This is a genomic window from Brachybacterium sp. GCM10030252 (assembly GCF_042666535.1).
GTDB lineage: Bacteria > Actinomycetota > Actinomycetes > Actinomycetales > Dermabacteraceae > Brachybacterium.
Genome location: NZ_JBHTDM010000010.1, coordinates 86,858 through 103,771, shown reverse-complemented (window position 1 = coordinate 103,771; position 16,914 = coordinate 86,858). Strand labels below are relative to the sequence as shown.

Annotated in this window: 13 protein-coding genes and 1 pseudogene; 8 read left to right on the top strand and 6 right to left on the bottom strand. The window is 72.0% G+C overall.

Annotated features, from left to right (window positions below):
- Positions 1-14 precede the first annotated feature (14 nt).
- Genes ACFQRJ_RS10885 through ACFQRJ_RS10870 form a run of 4 tightly spaced genes read left to right on the top strand, consistent with a single transcriptional unit; the run spans position 15 to position 3,624 of the window.
- Entirely contained in the window at positions 15-1,121 is a 1,107-nt protein-coding gene (locus tag ACFQRJ_RS10885) for a FecCD family ABC transporter permease (RefSeq protein WP_377019098.1), read from the top strand.
- On the top strand, positions 1,118-2,188 hold the full coding sequence (locus ACFQRJ_RS10880; RefSeq protein WP_377019097.1) for a FecCD family ABC transporter permease: 1,071 nt from the start codon (positions 1,118-1,120) through the stop codon (positions 2,186-2,188). Before ACFQRJ_RS10885 ends, ACFQRJ_RS10880 begins: the two co-directional genes overlap by 4 nt.
- Complete coding sequence (locus tag ACFQRJ_RS10875; RefSeq protein WP_377019095.1) at positions 2,181-3,131, top strand: mechanosensitive ion channel family protein; 951 nt, start codon at positions 2,181-2,183, stop codon at positions 3,129-3,131. The genes ACFQRJ_RS10880 and ACFQRJ_RS10875 overlap by 8 nt, the downstream gene beginning before the upstream one ends.
- Before the next feature lie 16 nt (positions 3,132-3,147).
- The gene (locus ACFQRJ_RS10870) at positions 3,148-3,624 is read left to right on the top strand and encodes a globin (RefSeq protein WP_377019094.1); all 477 of its coding nucleotides are present in this window, start codon (positions 3,148-3,150) and stop codon (positions 3,622-3,624) included.
- 51 nt (positions 3,625-3,675) lie between these two features.
- On the opposite strand, the gene ACFQRJ_RS10865 is transcribed toward ACFQRJ_RS10870, so the two are convergent.
- The gene (locus ACFQRJ_RS10865; RefSeq protein WP_377019093.1) at positions 3,676-4,206 is read right to left on the bottom strand and encodes an acyl-CoA thioesterase; all 531 of its coding nucleotides are present in this window, start codon (positions 4,204-4,206) and stop codon (positions 3,676-3,678) included.
- A 68-nt stretch (positions 4,207-4,274) separates the two neighbouring features.
- On the opposite strand from ACFQRJ_RS10865, the gene ACFQRJ_RS10860 reads away from it, so the two are divergent.
- Positions 4,275-5,228: an acyl-CoA thioesterase gene (locus tag ACFQRJ_RS10860; protein WP_377019092.1), complete on the top strand. Its 954-nt coding sequence runs from the start codon at positions 4,275-4,277 to the stop codon at positions 5,226-5,228.
- Positions 5,229-5,262: 34 nt separating this feature from the next.
- Here the strand turns inward: ACFQRJ_RS10860 and glgP are convergent.
- A pseudogene (gene glgP, locus ACFQRJ_RS10855) lies at positions 5,263-7,854 on the bottom strand (alpha-glucan family phosphorylase).
- Positions 7,855-8,138: 284 nt separating this feature from the next.
- On the opposite strand from glgP, the gene ACFQRJ_RS10850 reads away from it, so the two are divergent.
- Entirely contained in the window at positions 8,139-9,686 is a 1,548-nt protein-coding gene (locus ACFQRJ_RS10850) for a hypothetical protein (RefSeq protein WP_377019091.1), read from the top strand.
- 171 nt (positions 9,687-9,857) lie between these two features.
- On the opposite strand, the gene ettA is transcribed toward ACFQRJ_RS10850, so the two are convergent.
- The 3 genes from ettA to ACFQRJ_RS10835 form a co-directional block, all read right to left on the bottom strand.
- Positions 9,858-11,540, bottom strand: coding sequence for an energy-dependent translational throttle protein EttA (ettA, locus tag ACFQRJ_RS10845; protein WP_377019089.1), 1,683 nt, complete (start codon positions 11,538-11,540; stop codon positions 9,858-9,860).
- Between the two features lie 161 nt (positions 11,541-11,701).
- Positions 11,702-12,403 (bottom strand): HAD family hydrolase, encoded by a 702-nt coding sequence (locus ACFQRJ_RS10840; RefSeq protein WP_377019088.1) that lies wholly within the window; start codon positions 12,401-12,403, stop codon positions 11,702-11,704.
- Positions 12,400-13,533 carry a PDZ domain-containing protein gene (locus ACFQRJ_RS10835; protein WP_377019087.1) on the bottom strand — a complete coding sequence of 378 codons (1,134 nt, stop codon included), beginning with the start codon at positions 13,531-13,533 and terminating at the stop codon, positions 12,400-12,402. The genes ACFQRJ_RS10840 and ACFQRJ_RS10835 overlap by 4 nt, the downstream gene beginning before the upstream one ends.
- A 114-nt stretch (positions 13,534-13,647) precedes the next feature.
- On the opposite strand from ACFQRJ_RS10835, the gene ACFQRJ_RS10830 reads away from it, so the two are divergent.
- Together ACFQRJ_RS10830 and ACFQRJ_RS10825 are read left to right on the top strand one after the other, a co-directional pair.
- A complete protein-coding gene (locus tag ACFQRJ_RS10830; RefSeq protein WP_377019085.1) occupies positions 13,648-15,228 on the top strand; it encodes a zinc-dependent metalloprotease in 1,581 nt (526 codons plus the stop codon).
- The gene (locus ACFQRJ_RS10825) at positions 15,218-15,811 is read left to right on the top strand and encodes an NUDIX hydrolase (protein ID WP_377019084.1); all 594 of its coding nucleotides are present in this window, start codon (positions 15,218-15,220) and stop codon (positions 15,809-15,811) included. Before ACFQRJ_RS10830 ends, ACFQRJ_RS10825 begins: the two co-directional genes overlap by 11 nt.
- Here the strand turns inward: ACFQRJ_RS10825 and ACFQRJ_RS10820 are convergent.
- The gene (locus tag ACFQRJ_RS10820) at positions 15,799-16,395 is read right to left on the bottom strand and encodes a SprT-like domain-containing protein (protein ID WP_377019083.1); all 597 of its coding nucleotides are present in this window, start codon (positions 16,393-16,395) and stop codon (positions 15,799-15,801) included. The two genes, ACFQRJ_RS10825 and ACFQRJ_RS10820, sit on opposite strands and share 13 nt — an antisense overlap.
- Positions 16,396-16,914: the final 519 nt, after the last annotated feature.

The following is a 16,914-nucleotide window of genomic DNA, read 5'->3' as shown; positions in this document are numbered from 1 at the left end:
TCCGGAAGCAGACTGTGAGCGGACCCTCCTCCCTCGCCCTCCCGCGGCGCCCTCGCCCCGGGACCGTTCCATCGCGCCCGCGGGCAGCCGTCGCACTCGTCCTGGCCCTGGTCGCCCTGGCACTGCTGTGCGCCGCGAGCCTGTATATCGGGTCGCGCCTGGTCCCGCCCGCGACCGTCGGGCGGATCCTGGTCGATGCGGCCACCCACGTCGGCTCCGAGGAATCGGTCCAGCAGCGTGCCGACGCGCTCGGGATCGTCGTGCAGGACTACTCGGCCGTGGCCTCGCTCCGGGTGCCGCGCACGGTGATCGCTCTGGCCGCCGGCGCCGCGCTGGGCCTGGCCGGGGCGCTCATGCAGGTACTGACCCGCAACCCGCTCGCCGAGCCGGGGATCCTCGGCGTCAACGCCGGGGCGGCCTTCGCCGTCGTGCTCGCCATCGTGCTGGTGGGCGCCTCCTCCCCCGCGGCGTTCGTGGCGGCGTGCCTGGTGGGTGCCTTCGTCGCGACCCTGGCCGTGTTCACCATCGGCACCCTGGGCGCCGGCGTCATCACCCCGGAGCGGCTGACCCTGGCCGGGGTCGCGCTCGGTGCGGTGCTGGCCGGGCTGACCTCGGCCTTCCGCCTCTCCGCGCCGCGCGAGTACTCCATCCTGTTGATCTGGGAGAGCGGCGATCTCTCCCAGCGCGGCTGGGACACGGCCGCTCCCTCCCTGCCGGTCGCCGCGGCCGGCGTCGTGCTCGCCCTCGCGCTCGCGGGTGCGATGAACGTGCTCTCCCTGGGAGAGGACATGGCGGCCTCTCTCGGCGCGCACGTCCAGCGCACCCGGATGCTCATGGTCCTCGCCATCACCCTGCTGGCGGGCTCGGCCACCGCTCTGGCCGGCCCGATCGTCTTCCTGGGTCTGATGGCGCCCCACGTGGCGCGCTGGACCGTCGGCCCCGACCAGACCCGGCTGCTGCCGCTGGCGGCGCTGCTGAGCGCCGCGATCATGGTGCTGGCCGACGTGCTCGCACGCGTGGTGCTGTGGCCCGGCGAGGTGCCCGTCGGCATCGTCACAGCACTGATCGGCGCGCCGGTGCTGATCGTGCTGGCCCGGCGCCGACGGGCGAGCAGCATATGAGCGCCCCCGACGCCTCCGCACGCACCGGGACCCCGCGCCGCAGGCGCCACGTCCTCGTGTGCGCCGTGCTGACCGCGCTCGCCCTGGCCATCACCCTGGTCTCCCTCTCCCGCGGCGACTATCCGCTGGATGCCGGCCAGCTGTTCGAGGCGCTGACCGGCCGCGGGGACTTCGCCTCCACGATCGTGCTGCAGTGGCGGCTGCCGCGGTCGCTGGCGGCGATCGTCTTCGGGGCGGCGCTGGCGCTGTCCGGGGCGATCTTCCAGACCCTGACCCGCAATCCGCTCGGCTCGCCCGACGTGCTCGGATTCTCCACCGGTGCCTACACGGGCGTGCTGGTGCTGACGCTCGCGGCCGGCGGCGCCGCCTCGGGTGCACTGGGCGGCGCTGCGACCATCGTCGGAGCCCTGGCCGGCGGCCTGGGCACCGCGGTGGTGGTCTACCTGCTGGCGCGGCGCGACGGCCTCCAGGGGTTCCGCCTGATCGTCGTCGGCATCGGGATCTCGGCCATGCTGCACGCGGTGAACGTGTGGATGCTGCTGCAGGCGCAGGACGAGGTGGCGATGGCCGCGAGCATGTGGGGCGCGGGATCGCTGTCGCTGATCGACTGGCCCGCGCTGCTTCCCGTGCTGGGGCTGCTCGTGCTGGCGGTGCCGGCGCTGATCGTCTGCGTGCCGCTCATGGCCCAGCTCGAGCTCGGGGACGACGTGGCCACGGTCCACGGCGTCGGCGTGGAGCGGAGCCGCCGCCGGATCCTGCTGCTCGCCGTGATCCTGGTCGCGGCGGTGACCGCTCTGTCGGGCCCGATCGCCTTCGTCGCCCTGTCCGCGCCCCAGCTCGCCAAGCGCCTGGTGCGCGGGACCGGGATCCCGCTGGCTGCGAGCGCCGCGATGGGCGCCGTGCTGCTCGGAGGCGCGGACCTGGTGGCGCAGCACGTGCTGCCGACCGCGCTTCCCGTCGGCGTGGTCACCATCGTCCTGGGTGGGATCTACCTCGTGGGGCTTCTGCTGGCTCCCGCCCTGCAGACACGATCCACCCCCGGGCGTTATCGTCAGGGGCATGCCTGACGAACCCCTCGATCCCGGTCGGCTGCTGGCTGCTCCCGGCGCCGACGAGGCCGTGTCCATCGCCGATTCCCTGATCCAGTGGGTGCTGACCAGCGGCGTCCGGATCGTGCTGATCCTCGTGGCGGCCGCGCTGGTCAGCCTCGTGGTGACGTGGCTGCTGCGGCGCTTCTTCCGCACCATGGTCGAGTCATCCTCGAAGCTGACGAACGTGGCCGGCGCGGTCGTCAAGCGCGACCCGCGCTCGCTGAAGGCCGCCCAGGCCCGCCGCGAGCAGCGCGCCGAGACCCTCTCGAACGTGGCCCGCAACGTGGCCCACATGGTCATCTGGGCCGTGGCGCTGGTGATGATCCTCTCCGAGATCGGCGTGGACATCGCCCCGGTGATCGCCTCCCTCGGCGTGATCGGCCTCGCCGCCGGCATCGGCGCCCAGACCATTATCCGCGACATCGTCGCCGGCATCGTGATGCTCTTCGAGGACATCGTCGCCGTGGGTGACTTCGTGGACATCGAGTACGCCAGCGGCACCGTCGAGTCCATCAACCTGCGGGTCACGCAGGTGCGCGCGATCGACGGCGTGCTGTGGACCGTCCGCAACGGCGAGATCATCCGCATCGGCAACATGTCCCGCGGCTACTCCAACGCCGTGGTGACCCTGGACATCGACGCCGGCGCGGACGACGACCGCGTCACCGAAGTGCTCGAGAAGGTCACCGGCGAGCTGGCGACGGACCCCGACTGGGTGGAGATCATCCAGAGCCCGGCGGACATCAGCGGCATGCTCGACGTCGACGGCAACCGCTACCAGCGCCGCATCATCATCCAGGCCGCCCCCGGCGAGCAGTGGACGCTCGAGCGCGAGCTGCGCGGGCGGATCCGCGTCGCCTTCGCCGAGGCCGGCATCGACTTCGCCATGCCCCGCTTCGGCGAGACCCTCAAGCCCTGATCGCGAGCACCCCGACATGACCAGCGAGCCCAGCGAGAGCACGCCGCCCAGCGAGAGCACACCGCCCGAGCCGGTCAGCTTCTACGAGGCCGTCGGCGGTCGCGACACGTTCGTCGCCCTGGTGGACCGGTTCTACGCGGGAGTGGCCGAGGATCCGCTGCTGCGGCCGATGTACCCCGAGGAGGACCTCACCGGGGCGAAGGAGCGGCTGCGGACCTTCCTCGAGCAGTACTGGGGCGGGCCCAAGACGTACGGCGAGCAGCGCGGCCATCCCCGTCTGCGCATCCGTCACGGACCGTTCCCCGTCTCCCCGGCCGCCCGGGACGCCTGGCTGAGGCACATGCGCGAGGCGGTGGTGTCTCTCGAGCTGGCCCCGCAGCACGAGGAGACGCTGTGGGAGTACCTCGAGCGGGCGGCGCACTTCATGGTCAACACCGACGACGGCGGCGAGGCACCCATGTCGGGGCAGTCCGTGCCCACGCGCCTGACCTGAGGCGCACACCGCCGGGCTGGACGGATCGAGTCCGGCGGAGCGGCCGGCGCGTCAGTCGCGGAAGACGAGGGGCTGAGCGGCGAACTCCTGCAGGCGCCGACGGGAGTCGTCGTCCAGTCGCACCGGGGCGCCGCTGTCGGCGTCGACCATGACCACCACGGTGCGGGCGCGCGCATAGGGCGCCTGACCCTCGGGATCCTCGCGCGTGAGCACCAGGTAGTCCACGGACAGGCTCGCCCCGCCGATGCGGGAGAGCCACAGCCGCACCACCGCGCCGTCGCGCCGGTGCCCCATCGAGCGCACGTACTCGATGCGCTGGGAGGCGATCACGGTGCCGACCGCGGAATCGGTTCCCCCGCCCGGAAGCGCGGCCACCGGCGCCGGTGCCCCGAGGGCGATCTGTTCGTCGGGCGCCTTCCAGAAGGCGGCGATGCGCGCTTCCTCGAGCAGCCGCACCATCGCGGCGTTGTTCACGTGCCCGTAGGCGTCCAGGTCCGTCCAGCGGACGGCGACGGGGATGTCGATCGGCGAGGACGCAGAAGAGGGAGCCGACGACGAGGACGGAGACGGAGAAGAAGCCATGGTCACCATCGTATGACCAGCGCCTCCGGTGACGCTCCCGCACACCGCAGCCCAGTACGATCGAGGACATGACCACGCCGTCCGCACCCGAGAATCCCCGGCACGATCCAGCGGCCGTCGCGTCGGGCCTGATCGACCTGCTCGATCTGCGCGCGATCGATCTGGATCCCGCCTTCGCCTCCCCCGCCACCGTCGCCGCCTACGAGGGCGACTCGTCGCCGCAGCCCGGCGGTCACGTCTTCGGCGGCCAGGTGATGGGGCAGGCGGTCACCGCCGTGGGCCGTACCGCCCCCGCGGGCCGCCGCATCCACTCGATGTACTCCTATTTCCTCGCCCCCGGGGATCCGGACCATCCGATCCGCTTCCAGGTCGACGCCCTGCGCGACGGCGGCTCGTTCTCGGTGCGTCGCGTTCTGGCCACACAGCCGGGCCGCACCGCCGAGGAGGGCGAGCGCACGATCCTGGCCATGACCGCATCGTTCCAGGAGCAGCAGGAGGGACTCGAGCACCAGGAGCGGGCCCCGCAGGCTCCCGATCCGGAGGGCCTCCCCACCACGGCGGAGGTGCTGTCCGGGATCGATCATCCCGTCGCCCAGTACTGGTCCACCCAGCGCCCGATCGACATCCGGCACGTGACGGACCCGATCTACTTCCGGCCGGACACCAATGCGGCCGGCTCCGACGCGCAGATGGTGTGGATGCGCACGATCGCCCCGATCGAGGCCGAGCCGCTGCTGCACGATGCGATCCTCGCCTTCGCCAGCGACTACACGCCGTTCGAGCCGATCCTGCGCCGGCAGGGACTGAGCTGGATCACCCCGGGCCTGCGGATGGCGACGATCAACCACGCCATCTGGTGGCACCGCCACGTCGACGCCAACGAGTGGCTGCTCTACGTCCAGCGCTCGCCCTCGGCCTCCGGCGGGCGCGGCCTCACCCATGGTCAGGTGTTCGACCGGGCCGGCGACCTCGTCGCGACGGTGACCCAGGAAGGCATGATCCGCGTCAAGACCGGCGGCTGACTCCACTCCCGCTGCCGGGACGGTGGAAGCTTCCTCAGGCGGTGGCGACCAGTCCCAGCTCCGCGCGTGAGGACAGCACCGGATGCTGCGGGGTGACCCGCACGGTGTACCCCACGTCACCGGGGACGGTGAGCGCGAACCGGGCGGCCCAGCGACGATCGTCGGCGCGCTGCAGCGGGATCAGCTGGGGCTCGGTGATCTCGCCGTCCGGACCGATCGGCCCCAGCACCGCTTCGACCACCACGTCCTCGTCCCGCAGGCCGCCGAGTTCGATGTCGGCCAGCAGCGTGACCTCGCCGCCGGTGGCGACCACCCCGCCCTCGTCCTCGCGCGCACCCTCGAGCGCCACGTCGGTCACGGACACCTTCGGCCAGGCCGCCTGGACGTCGGCCTTCCACGAGGTGAACGAGCCGGCCAGGGTCGGATCCGCGACGAAGGCCGAGGCCGCGCGAGCGGCCGGGAGATAGAGGTCGGTGACGTAGTCGCGGACCATCCGGGCAGCGGTGATCTGCGGGGCGATCGTGACCAGCGAGGAGCGGATCTTCGTCAGCCAGCCGTGCTGCATGCCCCGGGCGTCGCGCTCGTAGAACAGCGGCACGATCCGGCTCTCGAGGATCTCGTACAGCGCCTCGGCCTCGAGCCGATCACGCTCCGACTGCTCGGGGACGTGCGCGGTGGGGATGGTCCATCCGGCCTCGTCGTCCTTCATCTCGTCCCACCAGCCGTCGGAGATCGAGAACGTGAGCCCGCCGTTGAGCACGGCCTTCATCCCCGAGGTCCCGGAGGCCTCCTCGGGTCGGATGGGATTGTTCAGTCATACGTCCGAGCCGGCGATCAGCACGGAGGCCATCCGGATGTCGTAGTCGGGCAGGAAGACGATGCGGTGACGGACCCCGTGGTCGTCGGCGAACCGGACCAGCTGCTGGAGGAACTCCTTGCCCGGCCGATCGGCCGGGTGGGATTTGCCGGCGATGATGATCTGGACCGGGCGCTCGGGGTTCAGCAGGATGCGCCGCAGCCGCTCGGGGTCCGAGAGCATCAGCGTCAGGCGCTTGTAGGTCGAGACCCGTCGGGCGAAGCCGATGGTCAGCGCGCCGGGGTCGAGGATGTGATCGGTCCAGGCCAGTTCGGCCTCGTCCACCCCTCGGCTCAACCAGGAGTCCTTGACGTGGGTGCGGGCCATGTCGACCAGCTCCGCGCGCAGGGTGTCGCGGGCCTCGGTGAGCTCGTGATCGGTCAGCGTCGCCAGGGCGCTCCAGTCGCTGAGGGAGGAGACGTCCACGTCGCCGAGGGCCTTCTTGAACAGGTCGTCCATGGGGGCCGAGGTCCAGGTGCGCCGGTGGACGCCGTTGGTGACCGAGCCGATGGGGATCTCGGGGACGTCGAAGCCCGGGTAGAGGTCCTGGAACATCGCGCGGGAGACGGCCCCGTGGAGCTCGGCCACCCCGTTGGCACGCTGAGCGGTGCGGAAGCCCAGCTGGGCCATGTTGAAGATGTCTCCGCCCTCCTCGATGCCGAGCGCCAGAGCGGCCTCGACCGGGAGCGAGGGGATGAGATGGGAGATGCCGTTCTCGTCGGCGCCGAGGTAATGGCGCAGCTGGCCCGCCTCGAACCGGTCGATGCCGGCCGGCACCGGGGTGTGCGTGGTGAACACCGTGCCGGCACGCACCTCGCTGACCGCCTCGGCGAAACCGGCGCCGGACTGCATGAGCCGGCCGACGCGCTCGAGGCCGGAGAAGCCGGCGTGGCCTTCGTTGAGGTGGAACACGCTCGGGGCGGGGAACCCGGTGGCCGCGACGTAGGCGTCCACGGCGCGCACCCCTCCGATGCCGAGCACGATCTCCTGGACGATCCGGTGCTCGTGATCGCCGCCGTAGAGCCGGTCGGTGATCTGGCGGGCCTCGTCGTCGTTGACCTCGACGTTGGTGTCCAGCAGCAGCAGCGGGGCGCGGCCCACCGATGCCTGCCACAGGGCGATGGCGACCTCGCGGTCCCCGGGCAGGGTCACCGCGACGCGCAGCTGCTGCCCGTCGGCGCCGCGGACGGGCTGGACGGGGAGCTGATCGGGATCGTTGAGGCGGTAGTTCTCCTGCTGCCAGCCGCTGCGGTCCAGCGACTGCGAGAAGTAGCCCCACTGGTAGAGCAGGCCGACGGCGACCACCGGCACCCCCAGGTCCGACGCGGACTTCAGGTGGTCCCCGGCCAGGATGCCGAGGCCTCCCGAGTAGATCGGGAGCGTCGGGGTGATGCCGAACTCCATGGAGAAGTAGGCGACGGCCGGGGTCCCGGCGGCGGAACCCGGCGCGGACCCGGAGCCCGATCCGGGCACGGTGCGCTGGAACCAGCGACCGGAGTCGAGGTAGGTGCGCAGGTCGCCGACCTCGGAGCGCATCTTCGCGAGGAAGGACTCGTCACGGGCGGCTTCGGCCAAGCGGCCGGCGGGGACCCGGGAGAGCATCCCGATGGGATTCTCCCCACTGGCGGCGAACGCCTCGGGGTCCAGCGAGCGGAACAGGTCCAGGCACTGGCGGCGCCAGGTCCAGCGGAGGTTGAAGGCGAGTTCGCGCAGAGGCTCGAGAGCGGCCGGGAGCTGAGAGGACACCGTGATCGTGGAGATCGGCTTCATGCCTGCACGGTACCGGAGATCCGAGCGCTCGCTTGCACCCCTCGTGCGGTCCCCCGTCGGCCCCTCGCGACGGCATTCCAGCGCTGCGGCCTGCAGTGATACCCGCAGAGCCGGTGGCACGACCGCAGCGATCGGATCCGCGACTGCGCGCCTCGCACGAGTCCTCTGCCCGTGCCGGGGCGGCCCCCGGAGCCAGCGACGAGCCGCCGGCGGGCTCCGCCTGCGAGAATGGATCGGCATCGCGGGGCGAGGCCGTCTCTCAGCCGAACACGTGGAGGGGACCGATGGGGAGCGACACCCGGACCGGGGACATCCCGGAGGACACCGTGGACCTCCGGGAACGGCACGACCCGGTGCGCACACTCCTGCGTGCTGCCGCGCGCGGCGAACAGGGCGCCGCCGCCTCCCTGGTGGACGTGCTGGCCCCCCGCATCCATGGACTGGCGGTGCACGTGACCGGCTCCTCGGCCCGGGCCGAGAAGCTGACCGTCTCGGTGCTGCGGTCCTGCCTGGCCGACGCCGGCGAGCTCGCTGCGAGCGGCCTGCCCGGCGAAGTCGCCGTGCTGGACCGTGCCAGGCGCGCATGCGTGGCCACGCGCCCCAGCGGCGACGTCCGCTCCCTGGTGGCGTCGGACCCCGCCGACGAGCGCACCCGCGATCGCCGGGAGAACGAGGTCCTGCGCGTCCTGTTGAGATTGCCGGCGAGCCACCGTGCTCTCGTCGAATCCGCTGCCCAGGGGCGCTTCCACCACACCGGGAGCCGGCGCTCGGAGGCGGCCGAGGTGCTCGCCGGAGTGCTGGATCAGCTGGTCCCGCTCGGCGGACCGGTCCACGCCGAAGCGCCGACCCTCTCCGCGCTGGACGCGCTGGCGCTGGCCGATGAGAGTGAGCGCCGGCGGCTGCAGGAGCTCAGCAGCTCCCCCGCGACCTCCGCCGTGCGCCGCCATGCCATCGAGGCCGCGGCCCAGTTGACCCTGCTGACCGCGATCGTGCCCTCCCGTGATCTGCGACCGCCGGTGCTGGAGGGGTTCGGGCCGGGGCCGCAGCCGGGGCCGGAGACGGAGACGGAGCCGCAGCCGGAGACTGCGTATCGCGGTGACTACGCCACGCCGGTGCTCGGCACCGACTCGCAGCGCCGCGTCGTCGGCCCGCCGGCGATGCCCGGCTCCCTCCACACCATCTCCGCGGCCTCGTCCGCCTCGCCGCAGACGCACACCACGGACGCCGCGCCCCCGGGCGACGATGCCCGGCCGACGCCGGCGCCCGCCTTCAGCTTCCGTGACAGCGGCTCCCCGGCGGCCCGAGGAGCCTCGGGCAAGCGCCCTCGGCCGGAGCACGGTGACCGGCCCGCCCCGCGCGGCGTCCCCTGGTTCTCGCGTGCGATCGCGGCGCTCGCGCTGATCGGCGCTCTGCTGCTGGCGTGGTTCCTCCTCGACGCGCGACGGGAGCTCGCCGCCGCGCACGAGTTCACCTCGACCTGGACCGAGCTCAGCGTCGAGCCCGAGGCCATGCTCGTTCCCGGCCTCAGCGACAACGGCAGCTGGCAGGCCGTGATCACCGCGGACGCCATCGCGCTGCGGGCCGAGGGCGTCTCGGGCTATGAGGGCGAGGTCCTCCAGCTGTGGGGTGAGCAGGACGGGGTGCCGACGGATCTCGGTGTGCTCGAGCTCGGCCGCGACGGGCTGGTGCGCGCCACCCTCGCGGAGACTGCCGAGAGTCTGGTCGTCACCCGCGAGATGGCACCGCGGAACAGGTCCGGCACGCCGTCCGAACGGGTCGTGGCGAACCTGGACCCGGAGCTGACCGCGGATCCGGCGCCGCTCGGCGACTGACGGCCGCTCCTCGTGCGGCGATGAGTGGGCCGGCGGCCGGTGGACGGGCCGTGGACCCGATGCACCGGCCGCCGGACGACGGCGCCCGGCGGTGCGGTCCCCGCAGGGACGCGCCGCCGGGCGCCGTGGTCTGGGCCTCGTGGACCGCGGTCCCTCGCGGGTGCCGCGGAGTCAGTCGCGCGTCAGGCGACGGTAGGTCACCCGGTGCGGGCGGGCGGCGTCCTCCCCGAGTCGCTGGATCTTGTTCTCCTGGTAGGCCTCGAAGTTGCCCTCGAACCAGTACCAGTTCGCGGGGTTCTCCTCGGTCCCTTCGTAGGCCAGGATGTGGGTGGCCACGCGGTCGAGGAACCAGCGGTCGTGGGAGACGACCACGGCGCAGCCGGGGAACTCCAGCAGGGCGTTCTCCAGCGAGCCCAGCGTCTGGACGTCGAGGTCGTTGGTGGGCTCATCGAGCAGCAGCACGTTGCCGCCCTGCTTGAGGGTCAGTGCCAGGTTCAGGCGGTTGCGCTCACCGCCGGAGAGCACCCCCGCCTTCTTCTGCTGATCCGGGCCCTTGAAGCCGAACTGGCTGACGTAGGCGCGAGAGGGGATCTCGACCTTGCCGACCTGGATGAAGTCCAGCCCGTCGGAGACGACCTCCCAGAGGTTCTTCTCCGGATCGATGTTCTCGCGGTTCTGATCGACGTAGCTGATCTGGACGGACTTGCCGATCTTCAGCTCACCGCCGTCCAGCGGCTCCAGGCCCACGATGGTCTTGAACAGCGTGGTCTTGCCGACGCCGTTGGGACCGATGACGCCGACGATGCCGTTGGGCGGCAGGGAGAAGGAGAGCCCGTCGATGAGCACGCGCTCGCCGAAGCCCTTCTTCAGGTCCGTACCGTCGATGACCTGGTTGCCCAGGCGCGGCCCCGGCGGGATGGTGATCTCCTCGAAGTCGAGCTTGCGGGTGCGCTCGGCCTCCGCGGCCATCTCCTCGTAGCGGGCCAGACGGGACTTGGACTTCGCCTGACGCCCCTTCGCGCTGGAGCGGACCCACTCGAGTTCGTCCTTGAGCCGCTTGGCCAGCTTGGCGTCCTTCCGGCCCTGGACGGCGAGCCGCTCCTCCTTCTTCTCCAGGTAGGTGGAGTAGTTGCCCTCGTAGGGGTAGAGGTGGCCGCGGTCGACCTCGGCGATCCACTGGGCGACGTGGTCCAGGAAGTATCGGTCGTGGGTGACGGCGATGACGGCGCCCTCGTACTGCTGGAGGTGCTGCTCCAGCCACAGCACGCTCTCGGCGTCGAGGTGGTTGGTGGGCTCGTCCAGCAGCAGCAGATCCGGCTTCTCCAGCAGCAGCTTGCACAGCGCCACGCGGCGCTTCTCGCCGCCGGAGAGGTGGGTGACGGGCTCGTCGCCGGGCGGGCAGCGCAGCGCATCCATGGCCTGCTCGAGCTGGGAATCCAGGTCCCAGCCGTTCGCGGCGTCGATGTCGGTCTGCAGCGTGCCCATCTCGGCCATCAGCGCATCGAAGTCGGCGTCGGGCTCGGCCATCTCCTCGCCGATGGCGTTGAAGCGCTGGACCTTGCGGAACAGGTCGCCCAGCCCCTCCTGGACGTTCTCCAGGACGGTCTTGGACTCGTCCAGCGGGGGCTCCTGCAGCAGGATGCCGACGCTGTATCCGGGCGAGAGGCGGGCCTCGCCGTTGCTGGGCTGATCGAGCCCGGCCATGATCTTCAGGATCGTCGACTTGCCGGCGCCGTTGGGGCCGACCATGCCGATCTTCGCGCCCGGGTAGAAGCTCATGGTGACGTCATCGAGGATGACCTTGTCGCCCACGGCCTTGCGGGCCTTGTACATGGTGTAAATGAACTCTGCCAACTCGTTGTCCTGTTCGGAGGGTTCTGTGCGGAGGAATTCGGGGATCGGCCGGCGCGCCGCAGCTCGGCGCCGCACGGGACGTGTCGCGGTGTCCGACTCTACCCGCATCGGGTCGAGCTCTCCCCGGTGACGGTGAGCCGTGCCACCGGTCTCCGTGGGGCTCAGTCCAGCGGGACGCCGCGCTCGGTGAGCACGCGACGGGCCATGGTCGCCCCGTGCTCGGGCGGCTCCGACCCGGCGGGCGGCTGCTCGCCGTTGCGGGGCCACAGGTGCGCATCGATGCCCAGCGCCCGGGCCGCCTCGACGTTCTCGGCGCGGTCGTCGAAGAAGATGACGGCCGAGGGGATCGACACTCCCCCGGTCTCGTGGGCGAGCACGTCCAGCAGCATCTCGTAGATCTCCCGGTCGGGCTTGACGGCCCGCTCCTCGCCGGAGATCACGGCGAGCGTGAAGGCCTCGAACCAGTCGGTGCGCCGCACCGCCTCACCGAAGGCCTGGGAGGCGTTGGACAGCAGCGCCAGGCGCACCCGGTTGCGGGCGAGATCGTGGATCAGCGCCCGGGAGGCGGGGTCCAGCTGCAGGAAGTAGCGGTCGTCGACGTCCTGGAGCTCGGCGACCTCGTCATCGCTGAGCTGGTCGATGCCGGCCGCGGCCGCCACGGCGCTCCAGTACTGCGACGGCGTGCTCGCGCCGCGGTCGTAGGCGGGGCGTCGTTCCCACAGCTCCCGGCGCACGGCCTCGATGTCGCCGCCGAGGAGGTCGTGGACGTCCGGGACCGGGTCGTGCCCGGCACTGAGAACTCCTCCGAAGTCGAAGACGACGGTCGGTTTCGGCGGTGTGCGGCGTCGGTTTCGCTTGCTCATCGGTCCTCGTGGTCCTCACAGGTGGGCAGGCCGTCGGTGGTGCCGGTCTCGGCGATCGTCTCGGTCGCCTCCAGCGCCTCGTCGAAAGTGGACACGGCGACGACCTCGAGCCCGTCGGGCTCATAGCCCACCACCTGATCGCAGTTCTCCGCGGGGGCGAGGAAGTACTCGGCGTCGGAATCGTGGGCGCCGACCATCTTCTGGCGGATCCCGCCGATGGGGCCGACGGCGCCGTCGGCCGAGATGGTGCCGGTCCCTGCGATCTCGTGTCCGCCGGTGAGGGCGCCCGGGGTGAGCTCGTCGTAGACGGACAGCGAGAACATCATGCCGGCGCTGGGGCCGCCGATCTCCCCGACGCCGATCTCGACGTCCATCGGGAAGTCGTAGCCCTTGGCGAGGACGACGCCCATGCGGGGCTCTCCCTCGACCATCTCGGTGGGGACCTCGAGGTCGGTCTCCTCCCCGTCGCGCCGCACGGTCACCGCCACGGGCTCGCCCTCGGGCGTGGCGGCGGCCAGCTCCTGGTAGCCGGCGACGTCCTCGGCGCTCTCGCCGCCGATGGAGACGACGACGTCCCCGGGCTCGAGGACCCCGTCGGCCGGGGTGCCCTCCTCGACGCCGGCGATCATCACCACGGGCTCGTAGTCGACCCCGACCTCGTCGAGGGCGACGGCGACGGCGCCCTGCTGCGACGTGCTCATCGAGACGGTGTTGGTCAGGGTCGTCTCTTCACGGGTCTGGCCCTCGGGGAAGAGGAGTTCCCGCGGCATCACGGACCGGGTGCGGTCGAACCAGGAGGCGACCACCTCGACGGGAGTGACCCGGTAGCCGGGACCGCCGTCGACGGAGACGGTGGTCATCATCAGCGATCCGTCCGTCGGGTGGGTCTGGGTGCCCGTGATCTCGAGGACCTGCTCGTCCTCGTACTCGCCGAGCACGTCGATCGCCGGGCCGGGTCGTTCGATCACGTAGGGCACCGGCATCAGGGAACCGCCCAGGATCATCAGGCACAGCAGCGCCATCGAGACCAGGGCGAGCCGCGGGCGGGCCAGCTGGGCGTCGTCGACCGAGCGCGAGATCGCCGAGCGGACCCGCTGGAGGCGGGCAGGCCGGGGCTGGTCGTCAGTCACCCGGACATTGTGCCCCACGCTCCTCGTCCCTCCCGCGCTTCCCGCTCGCCCCGGTTCCCCACTCACCCAGCCGCGGTCGATACGCTGGACCTTCACGGACTGCTGGAGGTGGCCATGAGCGACGAGCCGAGCCCGGGAGGACCCGGGGACATGGACGAGGAGGCGCTGAAGCGCTTCTTGAAGGAGACGTTCGGGGACGCCCTGCCCGAGGGTGCCCTGGACGGACTGGACCTCTCGGCGCTGGCCGAGCAGGCGCAGCTGCCGCAGGATCCGGCCCAGCTGCGGGCGGCGGCCGCCCAGATGCAGCACCTGTTCGCCGCCCAGGGAGACAATCCCGTGAACTGGGACATGGCCGAGGACATCGCGCGCCGCACCGCCGCGGGCATGGCCGGCATCCCCGGCACGCCGGAGCCCACCGGCACGCCCGGCGACCCGAACCCCAGCGAGTCGCAGATCGAGGACCTGCGCCAGGCGGCGCAGGTGGCGCGGCTCTGGCTGGATCCGGTGATCGCGATCGACGTGCCCGCCCATGAGCTCGGCGTGTTCAGCCGCGGCACCTGGCTGCACCGCACCCTGCCGCACTGGAAGACCATCGTCGAGCCCGTCGCGAAGTACATGGCCGGCGCCATCGGCGAGGCGATCGCCTCCCAGATGGGCCAGGACGGGGAGCTCGGCGGGCTGGGCGAGGCCGGGATGCCGATGCCGGGTGACCCGGCCGCGATGATGGAGCGGATCGGCGGGACCATGTTCGGCGTGCAGTTCGGTCACGCCATCGGGTCCCTGGCCCGGGAGGTCTCCGGCACCACGGACCTCTCGCTGCCGCTCGGCCGCGAGGGCGAACCGGCCCTGGTCGCCAACAACGTCGAGGACCTCATCACCGCGCACGGCCTGGACGCAGGGGCCGCCCGGATCTTCCTGGCCGCCCGCGAGCTGGCCCACACCGCACTGTTCGACGCGGCGCCCTGGCTGGGCAAGGCACTGTTCTCGGCGATCGACGACTACGCGCGCGGGATCACCCTGGATCTCGACGCCCTCGACGAGATGGTGCGCGGACTGGATCTCTCGGACCCGGAGGCGCTGCAGGCCCGTCGCCCCGAGGAGATGTTCGTCTTCACCCGCCGGGCCTCGCAGGAGCGGGCCCTGGAGGAGCTCGCCACCACCCTCGCCCTGATCGAGGCCTGGGTCGACCACGTCACCACGCGCGCCCTCGAGGGCAAGCTGCCCGAGCTCGAGGCCATGCGCGAGGTGCTGCGCCGGCGCCGGGCCGCGGGCGCTCCGGCCGAGCAGATGCTCTCGCGCACCATCGGCATCGAGCTGCGTCCCCGCCGCGTGCGCGAGGCGCTCGCCTGGTGGGACAGCGTGCTGGCGACCGAGGGCGAGCAGGCCCGCGAGAGCAAGTGGGAGCACCCCGACCTGCTGCCGACCGCCGAGGTGCTCTCCGGGCGTCCGCAGGCGCCGCAGCCGGCCGCGGAGGACGAGGCCGAGGCCCTGGCCGACGTGGACATCCCCGCCGACTTCGACGCGGAGCTGGAGCGCCTGCTCTCGGACGTCCGCGGCAGCGGTGAGGCGGCGGGCACCGACGGCACAGCCCCGCAGGACGACGCCGGGGAGGTCGACCGGGAGGACGACGGCAGCGGCGGCGACGGCGAGTCCGGCGACAGCGGGACGGACCCGGGCCGGCCCGATGCCCGCTGAGAGCGCTCGCACCGAGCTCGGTCTCGCCCGCGAGGCCGTCTCCGGTCCGGAGGTCGCCGAGGACTACCTCGCACTGCTGGGGTCCGAGCCGCGGGCGCTGTACCGCGACGGCGGACCCCGCCACCTCACGGCGAGCGCCGTGGTGATCGACGCCCCCGCCGAGCACGTCGCACTGGTGTGGCACCGCAAGGGACGATTCTGGGTCCAGCCGGGCGGCCACCTCGAGCAGGGTGAGACGAGCTTCGAGCAGGCCGCCCGCCGTGAGGTCGCCGAGGAGATCGGCCTGACCGTTCTCGAGCGCGTCGGTGCGGGGCCGGCCATGCTGCACCGTCACCGGCTCGATGCGGCCTTCGGCGCCTGCAGCGAGCACTGGGACGTGCAGTACCTGCTGCGCGCCCCGGCCCCGGCATCCGAGCTGCCGCTGACCGCGAGCGAGGAATCGCCCGAGGTCACCTGGGCCCCGTGGCCGCTCGTGGGCGAGGGGCCGCAGCGCTCGAGCGCCGCCCTGCCCGAGGGCACCGTCACCGACCTGCCCGGCACCCTCGACGGCCTGGCCCCGTTCGTGGCGCGCTACGCCGTCTGATCCGCGCGGCCCGGGGCCTCGTCGACGTCGCCGCCGACGGGCAGGTTCTGGGCCCAGGAGACGCCGTCGAGGAAGCCCTGGGCCTTCTCCGCCTGCGGATAGCGGTTCATCAGCGCGCGGAACTCCGGGCCGTGCCCCGGCACCAGCAGGTGGACCAGCTCGTGCATGAGCACCGAGCGCACCACGAAATCCGGCATCCCCTCGAGGTTGTGCGACAGGCGGATCGTGGCATCAGCGGGGGTGCATGACCCCCAGCGCTGGTTCTGACGTGTGGACCAGGTCACCGAACGGGGCCGGGCACGGCCGTCGAGATAAGCCTCACTGAGCTCCTCGGCCATCGCCGCCAGGGACGCGTCGCTGCGGCGCGCCGGGGCGGAGCGGGCCTCCTTGCGGCTCAGCTGGTCGACCATCTTGCGGACCCAGTCGCGCTCCTGACGACGGCTGAACGACGCCGGGATCGCGATCACCAGGTCCCCGTCGCGGCGCGTGATCGAGACGGTGCGGCGCCGGCGCTGCGAGCGCCGCACCAGCACCCGCTCCCCGCGCGGCCCGGTGACGTGCTCGTGCTGGACCAGATCGTTCATGGACACCAAGCCTGGCACGTCCGGTGACCAAAAGACTTCGTCCACACCTGTGCGCCGTGGAAGTGCTCGTCACAGCGTCGTGACCGCGGTGGACGGACCGTCCTCCACACTGGCCGCACCGCCACGGCACGGATGTCCACAGGCCCTGGCGAGTTGTCCACAGCCGGTCCCCCGGACTCCTTTGACCCGCCCGGTGCGCAGGGGCTAGGTTTCCCTGCACGTGGGACCCCGGGATAACTAGCAGGACGCACACGGGGAAGGTGCGCGTGGTGCTGAGCGCCCCCGGGGCCCCACGGCCCTCCAGGCCATCCTCACCTGCGTCCGGGCCTTACGATGTCGGCTCGTCGCGCGCACTTCCTCGGCTCCGCGGAGCCCCTTGAACCCGAAGCGCGCGACGGGCCGACCCGGCCGGCGAGGTCCTCCGGATCGTCGTCCGGAGCGGTGACGAACCCGTCCCGGGCCTGCGCCGCCCCCCCTGCTCGGTTCGTGCGGCCCCCTCGCCCCCGTTACAGTGGATCG

Excerpts from the sequence above, each read along its gene's own strand:
- ACFQRJ_RS10875 (WP_377019095.1), top strand. The coding sequence starts at position 2,181 with ATGCCTGACGAACCCCTCGATCCCGGTCGGCTGCTGGCTGCTCCCGGC.
- ACFQRJ_RS10820 (WP_377019083.1), bottom strand. The coding sequence starts at position 16,395 with ATGAACGATCTGGTCCAGCACGAGCACGTCACCGGGCCGCGCGGGGAG.
- ACFQRJ_RS10825 (WP_377019084.1), top strand. The coding sequence starts at position 15,218 with ATGCCCGCTGAGAGCGCTCGCACCGAGCTCGGTCTCGCCCGCGAGGCC.
- ACFQRJ_RS10880 (WP_377019097.1), top strand. The coding sequence starts at position 1,118 with ATGAGCGCCCCCGACGCCTCCGCACGCACCGGGACCCCGCGCCGCAGG.
- ACFQRJ_RS10850 (WP_377019091.1), top strand. The coding sequence starts at position 8,139 with ATGGGGAGCGACACCCGGACCGGGGACATCCCGGAGGACACCGTGGAC.
- ACFQRJ_RS10840 (WP_377019088.1), bottom strand. The coding sequence starts at position 12,403 with ATGAGCAAGCGAAACCGACGCCGCACACCGCCGAAACCGACCGTCGTC.
- ACFQRJ_RS10865 (WP_377019093.1), bottom strand. The coding sequence starts at position 4,206 with ATGGCTTCTTCTCCGTCTCCGTCCTCGTCGTCGGCTCCCTCTTCTGCG.
- ACFQRJ_RS10830 (WP_377019085.1), top strand. The coding sequence starts at position 13,648 with ATGAGCGACGAGCCGAGCCCGGGAGGACCCGGGGACATGGACGAGGAG.
- ACFQRJ_RS10870 (WP_377019094.1), top strand. The coding sequence starts at position 3,148 with ATGACCAGCGAGCCCAGCGAGAGCACGCCGCCCAGCGAGAGCACACCG.
- ACFQRJ_RS10860 (WP_377019092.1), top strand. The coding sequence starts at position 4,275 with ATGACCACGCCGTCCGCACCCGAGAATCCCCGGCACGATCCAGCGGCC.